The sequence below is a fragment of the Vibrio sp. SCSIO 43086 genome (assembly GCF_051132235.1).
In the GTDB taxonomy this organism is placed as follows: Bacteria; Pseudomonadota; Gammaproteobacteria; order Enterobacterales; family Vibrionaceae; genus Vibrio; species Vibrio diabolicus.
In genome coordinates, this window is record NZ_CP072677.1 from 2519851 (window position 1) to 2534194 (window position 14344).

At 45.5% G+C, this 14344-nt stretch carries 12 protein-coding genes; all 12 read right to left on the reverse strand.

What is annotated here, in order from left to right; translation table 11 throughout:
* Positions 1–58: 58 nt before the first annotated feature.
* Positions 59–397 (reverse strand): nitrogen regulatory protein P-II, encoded by a 339-nt coding sequence (gene glnB / locus J8Z23_RS11995; protein WP_005436810.1) that lies wholly within the window; start codon positions 395–397, stop codon positions 59–61.
* 187 nt (positions 398–584) lie between these two features.
* Complete coding sequence (locus tag J8Z23_RS12000; protein WP_256935674.1) at positions 585–899, reverse strand: c-type cytochrome; 315 nt, start codon at positions 897–899, stop codon at positions 585–587.
* 70 nt (positions 900–969) lie between these two features.
* Positions 970–2280: a tRNA lysidine(34) synthetase TilS gene (gene tilS, locus J8Z23_RS12005; RefSeq protein ID WP_301659732.1), complete on the reverse strand. Its 1311-nt coding sequence runs from the start codon at positions 2278–2280 to the stop codon at positions 970–972.
* A gap of 105 nt (positions 2281–2385) precedes the next feature.
* Entirely contained in the window at positions 2386–3345 is a 960-nt protein-coding gene (accA, locus tag J8Z23_RS12010) for an acetyl-CoA carboxylase carboxyl transferase subunit alpha (protein WP_005380365.1), read from the reverse strand.
* A gap of 46 nt (positions 3346–3391) precedes the next feature.
* Positions 3392–6871 carry a DNA polymerase III subunit alpha gene (dnaE, locus tag J8Z23_RS12015; protein ID WP_047008875.1) on the reverse strand — a complete coding sequence of 1160 codons (3480 nt, stop codon included), beginning with the start codon at positions 6869–6871 and terminating at the stop codon, positions 3392–3394.
* A gap of 81 nt (positions 6872–6952) precedes the next feature.
* The gene (gene rnhB / locus J8Z23_RS12020; protein WP_253643887.1) at positions 6953–7588 is read right to left on the reverse strand and encodes a ribonuclease HII; all 636 of its coding nucleotides are present in this window, start codon (positions 7586–7588) and stop codon (positions 6953–6955) included.
* Between the two features lie 9 nt (positions 7589–7597).
* Positions 7598–8737 (reverse strand): lipid-A-disaccharide synthase, encoded by a 1140-nt coding sequence (gene lpxB / locus J8Z23_RS12025; RefSeq protein ID WP_301659733.1) that lies wholly within the window; start codon positions 8735–8737, stop codon positions 7598–7600.
* 119 nt (positions 8738–8856) lie between these two features.
* Positions 8857–9645, reverse strand: coding sequence for an acyl-ACP--UDP-N-acetylglucosamine O-acyltransferase (gene lpxA / locus J8Z23_RS12030; protein WP_005380357.1), 789 nt, complete (start codon positions 9643–9645; stop codon positions 8857–8859).
* A 1-nt stretch (position 9646) separates the two neighbouring features.
* A complete protein-coding gene (fabZ, locus tag J8Z23_RS12035; protein WP_005380349.1) occupies positions 9647–10099 on the reverse strand; it encodes a 3-hydroxyacyl-ACP dehydratase FabZ in 453 nt (150 codons plus the stop codon).
* 232 nt (positions 10100–10331) lie between these two features.
* Positions 10332–11363: a UDP-3-O-(3-hydroxymyristoyl)glucosamine N-acyltransferase gene (lpxD, locus tag J8Z23_RS12040; protein ID WP_065645509.1), complete on the reverse strand. Its 1032-nt coding sequence runs from the start codon at positions 11361–11363 to the stop codon at positions 10332–10334.
* A 6-nt stretch (positions 11364–11369) separates the two neighbouring features.
* Positions 11370–11879, reverse strand: coding sequence for an OmpH family outer membrane protein (locus J8Z23_RS12045; RefSeq protein ID WP_046875560.1), 510 nt, complete (start codon positions 11877–11879; stop codon positions 11370–11372).
* A gap of 13 nt (positions 11880–11892) precedes the next feature.
* Positions 11893–14307 carry an outer membrane protein assembly factor BamA gene (gene bamA, locus J8Z23_RS12050; RefSeq protein WP_047008880.1) on the reverse strand — a complete coding sequence of 805 codons (2415 nt, stop codon included), beginning with the start codon at positions 14305–14307 and terminating at the stop codon, positions 11893–11895.
* Positions 14308–14344 lie beyond the last annotated feature (37 nt).

Sequence of the window (14344 nt, forward strand, 5' to 3'; positions counted from 1 at the left end):
AAAGGAGCCACTTGGCTCCCTTTTAGCATAATAAATACGAGACAGGTAACAAGAAACCTTAGATCGCGTCTTCGTCTTCTTCACCAGTACGGATACGAACCACACGTTCAACATCAGTAACAAAGATTTTACCATCACCAATTTTGCCGGTTTGCGCGGTTTCAATGATCGTCTCTACGCATTTATCAGCCACATCTTCCGTTACAACGATTTCGAGCTTCACTTTAGGCAGAAAGTCCACCATGTACTCTGCACCACGGTAAAGCTCGGTGTGACCTTTTTGGCGACCAAAGCCTTTCACTTCAGAGACGGTCATCCCTGTAATGCCAACTTCAGCTAGCGCTTCTCGAACATCATCCAATTTAAATGGCTTGATAATCGCTTCAATTTTTTTCATGTTCATCCCTTAAGCTTCAATCGATTGCGCTTATTATCGTTTAGCGTTTCGCAACATTCAATGTTTGTCTCTGATCCACCAGCGAAAATCCAGATTGAGCAAATTAACATAGCGAATATCGTGAGTTGATAAAACCCCAGTGAGGACTGCTCAATGCCCAATCGTCCAAGCTTTTTCAGACTCGCGTTTACTTCAAACTTGCGTAGTAAGCCGCTAGATTAGCGATGTCTTCATCAGACAACAGTGAAGCTTGAGCTTGCATAACAGCAGCAAGACCACCTGTTCGCTCTTTGTTTTTATAGGCTTTAATTGAACTGATAATGTATTGCTCGTTTTGCCCTTTCAGGTTTGGGTAACCCGGAATGACAGCAATGCCGTCGGCGCCATGACATGCTGCGCATACTCCTGCCTTTGCTTGACCAGCTGTGGCATCTCCCGCTGCTAGAGCATGACCACAGAACATGGTTAGCGCCACCATTGCGCCCATGATTGTTTTTTTCATTGCTTCACCTAATCAATTATTATTTAAGGATTTTTATATTTTATAATCGGCATTGTGGCATGAATTTTCATTACCTGCGCCAAATAAGTTCACAATCTTGACCATTAAACGCCTGATCAACGAACAGCTCTGCCACAGCAACGACTCGGTCTTGATACATCAAAATCGGAATTTGACGACGCAGCCAGCTTGGCACATTGTATTCTTGGAACAACTTCTTCAGTTTTCGACTGTGATTACGCGTGGTTGGATGCGCTGATAAGCCTTCCGGATTAAAGGTCACGCGAAGCAATTCTGGCTGACTCGGAAGCGCAATCGTTGCGTTGCTAGAACTCGTCGTTAAGGTCAGCTCCCCTAGCCGCTCTGGAAGCGATAAAACGGTATCGACTTGAATCGTACTTTGCCACTCAGTGACGTCAGCGATTTCCGTTACCCAATAGAGACGATTTCGAAAACGGCGCACTTCACCTTGTTTAAGTTGTAGTTTGGGGTTGGCATCTTGCTGAGCTAATGCGACTTCATTCCAGATAAGATTGAGTTGTACCTGAGTCGGCATACTAGTATTAAGCTTAGCCAGCCACATACGAATCAAGCGCGCACGCGCTAATTCACTGTGCTTAGCCAGTTCTTCAATACTCAAACTTAGATCCGTTTGTAAAGCGCGTTCAAACACCGCGCTCAATAGTTCATCCAATAGCGCTTCTTGTTGAGCACATAAGCTTGCACTGCGCTGAACCGCTTGATGGATACTCGGCCAGCGACCAGACAATTCAGGAATAACACAATGACGAAGAAAGTTACGATCATAACGGGTATCTTGGTTGCTTTCGTCTTCCACCCACTCCAAGCCTAATTTAGTAGCCGCGTCTTCGATGGTCTTCCGCTTGATAGTAAGCAATGGTCGAACTAGGGATCCACTAGAAAACGGCATACTCTCCGCCATCGAAGATAACCCTTTTGGCCCGCTGCCTCGTTTAAGAGCAAGGAGAAAAGTCTCTAGTTGATCATCAGCATGTTGGCCGGTCAACAGTATATCGCCTTCTTGAATGTACTTAGTTAAGGCTTGATAGCGAGCTTCACGAGCAAGAAGTTCAATACTTTCACCATTGCTGATGTCTAAGCTCACTCGCTCAATCGAGCATGATATGCCCACTTGTTTTGCCCAAAGTAAGCATTTATCGGCCCAATCATCGGCATTCGAGCTCAAACCATGGTGCACATACACAGCGTGACACTCTATCGAATGCGCTTGTTGATAGCGACTGAGTAATTCGAGTAAAAGACGTGAATCCACTCCTCCGCTAAACGCCAAGACAACCTTAGTGCCTGATTGATAGTAGCGGCCGAGAACTTGAGCAAAATGCGGGTAAAGCGATTCCATAAGCGATCCGATAGGTACAAAAAAGGCTGGACTCTCATCCAACCCTTTCTATTTTAACTGTTATCACTTGAGATATCAGCTAACGCTTAATAGCAATCACCGAAATTAACAGTAACCGTAGCTCATTAGGCGCTGGTAACGACGTTCACGTAGCGTCTCTTCATCCAATTGCTCTAGATCTTCTAGTTGACGAAGTAGTGTCGCTTTCATATTCGCTGCCATTTGAACATGATCGCGATGAGCGCCGCCTAGTGGCTCTTCAATGATTTCGTCGATCAGTTCAAGCTCTTTAAGACGCGGAGCAGTTAGACCCATCGCTTCTGCCGCTTGCGGTGCTTTGTCAGAATCACGCCATAAGATTGAAGCACAACCTTCAGGAGAGATTACTGAGTACGTAGAGTACTGAAGCATGTTCACGTAGTCGCCTACACCAATTGCTAGTGCGCCGCCTGAACCACCTTCACCAACAACGTTACAGATTACTGGCACTTTAAGACCAGACATCACTTTTAGGTTTTTCGCGATAGCTTCAGATTGACCACGCTCTTCTGCGCCCACACCTGGATACGCACCAGCCGTGTCGATAAATGTGATGATTGGCATATTGAAACGCTCTGCCATTTCCATCAAACGTAGAGCTTTACGGTAACCTTCTGGTTTTGGCATACCAAAGTTACGTTTCACTTTCTCTTTGGTTTCACGACCTTTTTGATGACCGATGATCATCACAGGGCGGCCTTCAAGGCGAGCCATGCCACCCACAATCGCTTTATCGTCTGCAAACGCGCGGTCACCCGCTAATTCATCAAACTCCTCAAAAGCATGTTGGATGTAATCCAGCGTGTAAGGACGTAGTGGGTGACGAGCCAGTTGAGCTGTTTCCCATGCGCCTAGGTCGCTGAAGGTTTTTTTCTTCAGCTCTAAGCTTTTCTTCTCAAGCTGTTCGATTTCTTTATCCAGGTCAATTGCAGAATCACCACCGTGACGAGAGACATCACGTAATGCTTCAATTTTCGCTTCTAGTTCTGCAATTGGCTTTTCAAATTCAAGAAAGTTTAGGCTCATCTATGAATCCTTGTTTACTCAGCGTCTAACATATTGCGCTGAATTTTTAGTTAAATTCGAGTTCTACCTGGCTTTTGCCAAGTAACTGTTTTAAATCGTCGAGTAATGTATCACTTGGCGTTACTCGCCACTCGGTGCCCAATGTTAACCGCGCTCTGGCGTCGGCACGCTGGTAGTATACATTGACGGGTACGGTTCCGGCTTTGTGCGGTTCTAAAATACGGCTGAACTGCTCAAAAAACTGATCGTTGATCTGAGTTGCATCGATCGATACCGACAAACCACGAGCGTATTTCTCGCGCGCACTGCCGAGATCCATAACTTCACGCGCCGACATTTTAAGGCCACCGTTGAAGTCATCAAAGCTGACCTGTCCAGAAACAACCAAAATTCTGTCTTTTTCGAGAAGTTCAGCGTATCGATCCAGTGCATCTGAGAACAACATCACTTCCATGCGACCACTTCGGTCATCCAGTGTCATAATGCCAATTCGTGTACCACGCTTAGTCGTCATTACGCGAGCGGCAATAACCAAACCAGCCACCGTGACAGATTGGTCGCGACGCGTAGGCGTTGCGTCTTTTAGTCGACAACTGGTGTATTTGTTTAGTTCCTTTACGTAGGCGTTAATTGGGTGCCCTGTCAAATATAGACCTAGGGTATCACGCTCGCCCTCTAACCACACTTTTTCTGGCCAAGGCGGAACTTGTGTATACTTGTGCTCTACTTCTTCAGGCGCATCCGTTAGCACACCAAACATATCCGTTTGACCAAACGCCTCAGCTTGGTGATGTTGACTTGCTGCTTTTACCGCATCATTGAGTGACGCCATCATCGCCGCGCGGTGTGGGCCAAGTCGATCCAACGCACCCGCGTAGATCAGCTTCTCTATCACTCGTTTATTGACGCGTTTTAGATCAACTCGAGCACAGAAATCAAATAGGTCTTTAAAGTGACCACCTTTATTTCTCGCCTCAAGAATCGCATCGATAGGACCTTCACCTACCCCTTTTATCGCACCAATACCGTAAACAATTGCGCCATTTTCATCAACATTAAAGCGATATAGGCCAGAGTTGATGTCTGGTGGCAACACGGTGAGCTTCATACGGAAACACTCATCGACCAAGCCAACGACTTTTTCCGTGTTATCCATATCGGCTGTCATTACCGCAGCCATAAATTCGGCAGGATAATGTGTTTTCAGCCAAAGAGTCTGATAAGAAACCAATGCATAAGCAGCAGAGTGCGATTTGTTAAAACCATAACCAGCGAACTTCTCTACCAAGTCGAAGATTTTCATCGCCAACTCGCCATCGATACCGTTCTTTATCGCACCTTCTTCAAAGATAGCACGTTGTTTTGCCATCTCTTCTGGCTTTTTCTTACCCATTGCACGACGGAGCATGTCCGCACCACCTAGCGTGTAACCCGCTAAGATCTGCGCAATCTGCATTACCTGCTCTTGGTACAAGATGATGCCGTAGGTTGGATCAAGCGTCTCTTTTAGCGACTCGTGTTGCCACTTTTCATCTGGATAAGAGATCGCCTCTCGGCCATGTTTACGGTCGATAAAGTTATCTACCATGCCCGATTGCAAAGGACCCGGACGGAAGAGTGCTACCAAAGCGATAATGTCTTCGAAACAGTCTGGCTGAAGTCGTTTGATCAGCTCTTTCATGCCTCGAGATTCAAGCTGGAATACTGCTGTCGTTTCAGAGTTTTGCAACAAACGGAAAGAGGCAGGGTCTTCTAACGGTATGGATTCAATTTGAACCGGCTCCTTACCTTCTCGCTCTAGACGTGGGTTAATCAGCCCTAACGCCCAGTCAATAATGGTTAAGGTACGTAAACCCAAGAAGTCAAACTTAACTAGGCCAGCGGTCTCAACATCGTTTTTATCAAATTGAGTAACCGGAAAGTGACCTTCAGCGTCTGCATAAATTGGTGCAAAATCGGTAATTGTTGTAGGTGAAATTACAACGCCACCAGCGTGTTTACCGGCGTTTCGCGTACAACCTTCCAAAATATGACACATGTCGATGAGTTCTTTAACTTCCTCATCGGCCTCATACAATTCAGGTAGCGCAGGTTCAGCTTTAAACGCCTTATCTAGCGTCATGCCTGGATCGGGCGGGATCAGCTTTGAAATACGATCAACAAAACCAAATGGATGACCCAATACGCGGCCAACGTCACGGATTACCGCTTTTGCCGCCATGGTACCAAACGTGATGATCTGAGACACCGCGTCGCGACCGTACATTTCCGCAACGTGGTCAATAACCTGGTCACGTTTATCCATACAGAAATCGACGTCGAAATCGGGCATCGAGACACGTTCTGGGTTCAAGAAACGTTCGAACAGCAAGTCGTATTCTAATGGATCCAGGTCGGTGATTTTTAATGCGTAAGCCACCAAAGAGCCGGCACCGGAACCACGTCCAGGACCTACAGGAATTCCATTATCTTTTGACCACTGGATGAACTCCATTACGATCAAGAAGTAACCAGGGAATCCCATTTGGTTGATAACATCTAGCTCTATCTGAAGACGTTCATCATATTCAGGGCGACGACGTTTCCTCTCTTCCTCATCTGGAAATAGGAACTCTAAACGCTCTTCCAAGCCCTCTCGGGATTTCATGACTAAGAACTCAGTCTCTTTCATCCCTTCAGTTGGGAAGGCTGGTAGGAAGTACTCCCCTAAGCGCACAGTCACGTTACAACGCTTCGCTATCTCGACACTGTTTTCTAACGCTTCAGGAATATCAGCAAACAGCTCGCACATTTCTTCTTCTGTACGAAGATATTGCTGCGGACTGTAGTTTTTTGGCCTACGCGGATCTTCTAATGTGTAACCATCGTGAATCGCTACGCGTATTTCATGAGCATCAAATAGGTCTGGACTCAGGAATACAACTTCATTGGTCGCCACTACTGGCAAGTCTTGCTGCTCTGCCAATTCAACTGCAAAGTGAAGATAAGTCTCTTCATCTGGACGACCGGTACGAAGTAACTCAAGATAAAAGCGATCTGGAAAATGCTGTTTATAAAAATCAACACACCCTTGCACTATTTGACGGTTGCCTTTCAAAAGGCCGCGACCAATTTCCCCGCTTTTACCGCCGGATAATACAATCAGGCCTTCAGACATTTCAGCCAACCAGGCTTTATCAATCACCGGGTGGTGTTGAACATGTCCACGTAAGTACGCTTTTGATATCAATAACGTCAGGTTCTTATAACCTACATTATCCGCCGCAAGCAAAGTCACTTGTGTCAGCTCTTCACCAAACTCGTCCGACTGCATTTTAAAGTCAGCACCGATGATCGGTTTAACACCACTGCTATGTGCCGTACCGTAAAACTTCACCAAACCACATAGGTTGGTAAAGTCGGTCAACGCCATTGCGGGCATGCCGAGTTCAGCAACTTTCTTTACGATTGGCGGAACTTTGTTGAGGCCATCCACCATCGAGAAGTCACTATGAACACGCAGGTGGATGAATTTGGGATCTGACATTAACAGGTACCGTGTAACTCTATTTTGTTGGGGATTCTAACCTAAAGAGGTTGGGTTTATAACACCAATTAGATCGTTTGATTATTCTATGCCTAACGCTTTTTTTACTGGCTTGAAACTCTTTCGGTGTTCACTGATCACTCCGTGTTGCTCAATCGCTTCAAAGTGCGCTTTAGTTGGATAACCTTTGTGCTTGGCGAAGCCAAATTGTGGATGAAGTTTATCCAACTCTTCCATCTCTTGGTCACGCACGACTTTGGCAATAATGGAAGCCGCACTTATTTCGGCAACGCGTAGATCGCCTTTTACTACAGCTTGAGCATCCATTGGCAGCTCTGGACAACGGTTACCATCAATCAACACCAAATCAGGTTGAACCTTTAACCCCGCCACTGCACGCTGCATCGCAACCATGGTCGCCTGCAAAATATTCAGTTGATCAATTTCTTCAGGAGAACAGCGCCCGACCGCCCACGCCAATGCTTTTTCTTTAATTTCAGGAAGCAGCGCCATGCGTTTCTTTTCGGTCAATTTTTTTGAATCGTTCAACCCTTCAATAGGATTGTTAGGATCAAGGATAACCGCAGCGGTGACGACGTCTCCCACCAAAGGGCCACGTCCTACCTCGTCGACTCCGGCCACAAGCTGATAACCTTGCGGATATTCAAACGGAGGGAGTTCAACTTTGGTTTTGGTCGCTTTTGGTTTAACAGCCATGATAAATCTCTATTTTTCAATCAGTTTTAGAACCGCGTTTGCGGCTTGTTGGTCCGCATCTTTACGGATCCAATGATGCATTTCCGTAAACTTATCTAACATCGGTTTATTGTCGCTTTCCAATAAGCGAGAAACCTCAGTAAACAAATTGTCTGGTGTGCACTCATCTTGTAGATATTCTTTGACGAGCTCATCATCCGCTAAGATATTCGGCAATGACACATACTTCGTTTTCAATAGACGTTTAGCTAAGAAAGCAGTAAATGCATTCACACGATAACCCACCACCATTGGACGCTTGAGAAGCATACACTCCAACGCTACGGTACCAGAGGCCAGCATCACGGCATCGGATGCGGTGATGACGTTGCGTGCGGTGTCATCAACTAACTTGAAGTCCAACTCTGGTGCGAATTCTTTCCAGGCTTGTTCAAACTGCTCACGGCGTTTTTGATTAACAAGCGCGACAACAAACCCCAGTTCTGGAAATTTTTTATGGAGTAACTTGCAGGTTTCAATAAATGGCTCAGAGAGCATTTTTAACTCGCTACCACGACTGCCTGGCAGGACAGCAAGCCACTTTTTATCTTGTTCTAAACCAAGCAACTCACGTGCAGGCGCTTGTTCTGATTCTAGTGGGATGGAATCAGCCAAGGTATGACCAATGAACTCGCAAGGTACATTAAATTTGTCGTAGAACGCTTTCTCAAACGGAAGAAATGCTAGCACCAAGTTCGTTGCCGCTTCTATTTTAAAGATGCGCTTCTGACGCCAAGCCCAAACAGACGGACTCACGTAATGAACGGTTTTAATGCCCGCTTGCTTGAGGTCAAGCTCTAGGCGTAAGTTGAAGTCAGGAGCATCGATCCCGATGAAAACATCAGGCGGATTCTGAGTAAAATACTGAACGAGCTCAGCTTTCACTTTAAGAAGTCTCGGTAAGCGGCCTAAAACCTCGACTAATCCCATCACCGCAAGCTCTTCCATATCAAACAGAGACTCGCAACCTTGGGCTATCATTTTCGGACCGCCAATGCCTACGAACTCTGCGTCTGGATATTGTTGCTTTACTGCTTTGATAAAGCCTTCACCTAGCGTATCGCCAGACAATTCTCCGGCAATGATGCCAATACGTAATGGTCTTTCCATATCTACTTCGCTATTTTTCCTGTGCGCTATGGATAACGGTTTGCCTTATCCATAAAACACAAAAAGATCGTAACCTCAAATTCGGTCACGATCTTTTTATTTATTGGTTCATTCGCCAATTAACGAATAATGCCACGTTCCGTCGTTTCCAGAATATCTGAGAAACGCTTCACAGCCGGCCACTCTTGAGCCATTTCAGCTAGAATAGGCTTCACTTCTTCTAGCGTCTTACCTGAACGGTAGATTTCTTTATACGCTTTTTGTAGCGCACGAATCTCTGGTTTCTCAAAACCATTACGCTTCAAGCCAACAAGGTTCAAGCCGAAAGGTGTTGCGTGGTTACCTTGCGCGAGTACGTAAGCTGGGACATCTTGCACCACTGCTGAACAGCCGCCAATGTACGCGTAAGCGCCCACTGTACAAAACGGGTGAATCGCAGACAGTGCCATCACACCGGCATAATCATCAACAGTAACGTGACCACCAAGAATCGAGTTATTACCGATATGAGTGTGGTTACCAATAACAACATCATGCGCAACGTGTGCATTCACACACAATAAGTTGTCATCACCAATGATCGTGGTTGCTTTGTCTTGCACTGTGCCACGGTGAACTTGGACCGCTTCACGAATGACGTTACGATCACCGATAACCACGGTTGTATCTTCACCACCGTATTTTTTATCTTGGTTTTCCTCACCAATAACAGCATGCGGGAAAATACGGTTATCTTTGCCAATAGTCGTGTGACCTTTGATCACAACGTGAGACATCACTTCTGTGCCTTCACCAATTTCAACCGTAGAGGTGATGTACGTAAAAGGACCTACCGTTACGTTAGCACCAATTTTGGCGCCCTCTTCTACCACCGCTGCCGGGTGGATTTTAGCGGTTTCATGAATCATATTAAAACTCTCGACGAGCACACTTCAGTTCTGCAGAACATACCACTTCGCCGTCAACTTTTGCTACACCGCTAAATGCAGCAATGCCGCGACGTTCTTTCAGAAATTCTACCTCAATAACCAATTGGTCGCCCGGAACCACTGGTTTACGGAATTTCGCGCCGTCTACGCTTGCAAAGTAGTACAGTTCATTTTCTGTTGGTGCACCAAATGATTTAAATGCAAGTAAGCCTGTTGCCTGAGCCATTGCTTCTAAAATCAAAACACCTGGGAATACTGGTAGTTGAGGAAAGTGACCTGTGAACTGAGGTTCGTTAACCGACACGTTTTTAATCGCGTGAAGGTACTTCTCTTCTTGGAAGTCTATCACTCGGTCGATCAATAAGAATGGGTAGCGATGAGGTAGTAGCTCTTGAATTTCAGAGATGTTCATCGTTTTCTTTTCAGTAGTCAAAGTCGTCTTCCTATATCAATTTTTTGCCGCCAAGATGGCAAACGTGGCAACAGGTCGTAAAGCCGAATCGCTTTGCAATATACCAGCAAAATACGCACCATCTTGGAGTTAAATCTACTTAGAGCGCGTCATTATAGAAGAAAAAGACCCGCATTTCGCGAGTCTTCGTACAGAATATGGAACTAGAGCCTGTTAGCTTTCACGTTAAATACAGAGCGAAAGATAACTTGTTCTAAATTTCTTCTTTCTGTTCCAGCTGTTTTTCAACCGCTTTCAGGCGCTTATTCATCTCATCAATACGGTGAACTCGAGTTGCAGTTTTACGCCACTCTCTGTTCGTTTGTAGTGGAATACCTGATGAGTAAAGGCCTTTTTCTTCGATACTGCGCATTACCATGCCCATACCTGTAATCGCCACACCATCTGCGATAGTGATATGGCCATTCAGTACAGACGCGCCGCCAATCTGGCAGTACTTACCAATTTTTGTACTGCCCGCGACAATAGTACCACCAGGCATCACGGTACCATATCCGATCTGCACGTTGTGCGCGATTTGAAGTTGGTTATCCAGAATGACATTGTCTTCAATGATTGTATCTTCGAGTGCACCGCGGTCAATCGTAGTACAAGCACCAATCTCAACGCGGTTACCGATACGCACTGAACCAAGCTGAGGAATTTTAATCCACTCGCCTTTGTCATTCGCATAACCGAAGCCATCAGAGCCAATGACGGTGCCCGATTGAACAAGACAGTCATCACCCAATGACACTTCATGATAGATAGTGACATTAGCCCAAAGCTTGGTGTTATTCCCTAGCTTGGCGTTCTTACCGATAAAACAACCAGCGCCAACGCTTACGTTGTCGCCGAGTTCCACGCCCGTTTCAATCACGGCGTTAGCGCCGATTGTAACGTTCTCACCCATCTTAACGTCAGCGGCAATCACAGCACTTGGTGCAATATCGTCTGCCGGTTTTGGTGTGGTATCCATCGCTTGGACCACACGAGCAAATGCGACATAAGGGTCCGAAACCACTAGCGCGTTTCCAACGCATTGCTCTTTATGCTCAGCCTTTACCATAACAACGGTAGCTTGGCACTCAGAAAGGTGTTTTGCGTATTTTGGGTTAGACAAGAAGGTTACATCACCTTCTTGTGCTTTATCCATTGGGGCAACACGGCTTACAACGAGAGACTCGTCACCAAACAGCTCACCCCCGGTAATTGTCGCCAATTCGGCTAATGTTAATGTCTTCATAACTTCTTATTTTAGAGCTTTAATTACGTCTTCAGAGATATTGAATTCTGGCTTGCCGTACTGCAAAGCAGAGATATCAATCACAAGATCGTAACCATTTTTGTCTGCGACTTTCTTAACTGCATCTTGAATCGTTTTGAAAAGCTTCGCTTTTTCTTCAGCTTCACGACGCGCACTTGCTTTTTCAAGTGCTTGTGCTTTCACTTTGTACTCGCTGTCTAGCTTCGCGATATCGATACGTAGCTTTTCAACTTCGTCTTGACCCAAAAGCTCGCCGTCACGCTGTAGCTTCTCAATCTTTGTTTTAGCTTGTGCTTGGATTGACTTCAGTTCATCAGCTTTGCTTTTGAAGTCTTTCTGCATTTTTTGTAGTACAACTTCACGTTGAGGAAGAGCTTGAAAAACTTGAGCTGTATTTACGTAAGCAATTTTCTGTGCAGCTTCTGCCGCATTTGCAAACATTGAAGAGCTCAGTACAAGAAGGCCAATCCCAGCCGCTTTGATCATTTTATTCAAAATATTTTCCTCTTTAGAAAGTTCTACCGATAGTGAATGTGAAGAACTCTTCATCATCGCCATCAAATTTCTTAATTGGTTTCGCTAGTGAGAATACTAGTGGCCCCATTGGAGACATCCACTGCAACGCCGCACCGTAAGAAGAGCGGTAGTTGGTTGGATCTGAGTAATCGTAGTAGTAGTTAGCACCCGAAATGTTGCTATTTTCTCGGTAATCAAACTCGGTATCCCAAACACTTGCCATATCAAAGAAGATACTGGTACGAATTTGGTTTTGTACTTCCTCTGATGCGAACGGCGTTGGAACGATCAATTCAATACTTGCTAATGCGACTGCGTTACCACCCACTGAATCATCTGTCGCAATATCTGTACCATTGTTTGAGCCGGATGTATCGCGGTAAACCGCTTTTGGACCAACAGAGTTTGAGCCAAAGCCACGAAGCGACGTAAAACCACCGGCGTAGTAGTTTTCATAGAATGGGAACAAGTTATCGTTACCATCCGTTTGACCATAACCATTACCGTAACCTAAACGGCCACGGAACAAGAGGGTAAACTCGTGCTTCTTAGTCAATGGCACATACTGGCGAACATCGTACTGCAGTTTAAAGTATTGAACGTCAGAGCCAGGTACCGTCATTTTATAGAATGCACGTTGGTGGTTACCTGCCGTTGGGAAGTAACCACGGTTTAAGTTATTACGTGTCCAAGAGATATTGAAGTCGAAGTCGTTCGTATTCAATGCCCCACTTGAATCTATATTATCTTTTTGCGCTTCTAAGAACTGCTCTACCTGCAAGTAAGGCGATAAGTTACCGATCTTGTTGTGCGTATAACCGACACCGAATTCAAAACGGTTCAGCTCATCGAATGGGAAGCCCCACGTTAAGCTCGCACCATAGCTTTCGTTGGTATAGTCAACGATATTGGCTTCTTTCGCTTCAAATTCGTTGTAGAAGACCTTACCACCTAAGCTAACACCGTCTAAGTTCCAGTACGGGTCTCGGTAATCTAGACTGATGTTTTTCTGGTAGTCATTCATCATCGCGTTGATACCAACACGGTTACCGCTACCAATAAAGTTATCTTGTTGCAGGCCAACCTGGAAGCTCACACCCGATTCTGTACCGTAGCCAACACCGAAGTTAACGCTACCAGAGTTCGCTTCTTTGACAGAGTAAACTAGGTCAACTTGATCATCACTACCAGGAACTCGAACCGTCTGTACTTCAACATTTTCAAAGTAGCCCAAACGGTTTAGACGAGTTTTACCCGTTTCAATCGATTTCGAGTTCAACCAACTGCCTTCCATCTGACGCATTTCACGACGAAGGACTTCATCTTTGGTTGAGTTGTTACCCGTGAAGCGGATATCACGAACGTAAATTCGGTTACCTGGATCGACGTTAACGACCAAAGATACTTCTTGATTCTCATCGTCAAACTCAGGAATGGTATTCACTTGAGGATAAGCGTAGCCGGACTCACCAAGCACACGTTTAATACCCTCTTCCATTGAAGTGACCAACGAGCCGTTGTACGTCTCATTGTCTTCAAATGGTACAAGTCGTTCGAACGTCGCTTCCTCACCAATCAAATCACCACGGAACTTTACGTCCTTGACGGTATAAACCTCTCCCTCTTCTAAGCCAAGAGTAATGTATACCCCTTTCTTGTCAGGAGAGATTGCAACTTGTGTCGAATCAACGTTAAATTTTAAGTAACCGCGGTCCAGATAGAATGATTTGAGCGCTTCAATATCACCTGCAAGCACTTGTTTTTGGTACTTTTCGTCAGACAGGAAATTCCACCACGGCACATCAACATTCAAGTTAAAACGAGAAAGAAGGTCCTCATCGCTGAAAACTTCATTGCCGATAAAATTGATTTGCTGAATTTTTGCCGACACGCCTTCAGTAAAGACAAACTTTAGGTCAGAACGGTTACGTGGCAGTGGAGTCACCACAGCTTTTACTGTGGCGTTGTATTTACCTACGCTGTAGTAAAAGTCTTCTAAGCCTTTTTCAATGTTGCTTAGCGTGGTGCGGTCAAGCGCTTCGCCTTCACGAACACCAGATGCGTTCAGGTTTTCTTGTAGCTGCTCGTCCTTGATTGCTTTGTTACCAGAAAATGAGATGCTGGCAATGGTAGGACGTTCTTTGACTTGAACCATCAGAACGCCGCCGTCACGTAACACTTTCACATCTTCAAAGTTACCAGATGCATACAGTGCACGGATAATCTCTGCAACATCGCCTTGGCCAATGGTATCACCGACACGTACAGGCATTTTCAACAACGCAGCACCCAGTGCTACACGCTGCAATCCATCGATTTCAATATCTTGAACTACGAAGTTCTCTGCTCCATTTGCAGATACACTGGTCGCCAGTAAACTTGCAAATAGAATTCGCTTAATCGCCATACTTGTTCTAATTATTCCTTGCTACTGCTTTTGTCTC

What these genes read in the sequence shown, in the direction of transcription:
- glnB (WP_005436810.1), bottom strand. Translation starts at nt 397, where the DNA reads ATGAAAAAAATTGAAGCGATTATCAAGCCATTTAAATTGGATGATGTT.
- J8Z23_RS12000 (WP_256935674.1), bottom strand. Translation starts at nt 899, where the DNA reads ATGAAAAAAACAATCATGGGCGCAATGGTGGCGCTAACCATGTTCTGT.
- tilS (WP_301659732.1), bottom strand. Translation starts at nt 2,280, where the DNA reads ATGGAATCGCTTTACCCGCATTTTGCTCAAGTTCTCGGCCGCTACTAT.
- accA (WP_005380365.1), bottom strand. Translation starts at nt 3,345, where the DNA reads ATGAGCCTAAACTTTCTTGAATTTGAAAAGCCAATTGCAGAACTAGAA.
- dnaE (WP_047008875.1), bottom strand. Translation starts at nt 6,871, where the DNA reads ATGTCAGATCCCAAATTCATCCACCTGCGTGTTCATAGTGACTTCTCG.
- rnhB (WP_253643887.1), bottom strand. Translation starts at nt 7,588, where the DNA reads ATGGCTGTTAAACCAAAAGCGACCAAAACCAAAGTTGAACTCCCTCCG.
- lpxB (WP_301659733.1), bottom strand. Translation starts at nt 8,737, where the DNA reads ATGGAAAGACCATTACGTATTGGCATCATTGCCGGAGAATTGTCTGGC.
- lpxA (WP_005380357.1), bottom strand. Translation starts at nt 9,645, where the DNA reads ATGATTCATGAAACCGCTAAAATCCACCCGGCAGCGGTGGTAGAAGAG.
- lpxD (WP_065645509.1), bottom strand. Translation starts at nt 11,363, where the DNA reads ATGAAGACATTAACATTAGCCGAATTGGCGACAATTACCGGGGGTGAG.
- bamA (WP_047008880.1), bottom strand. Translation starts at nt 14,307, where the DNA reads ATGGCGATTAAGCGAATTCTATTTGCAAGTTTACTGGCGACCAGTGTA.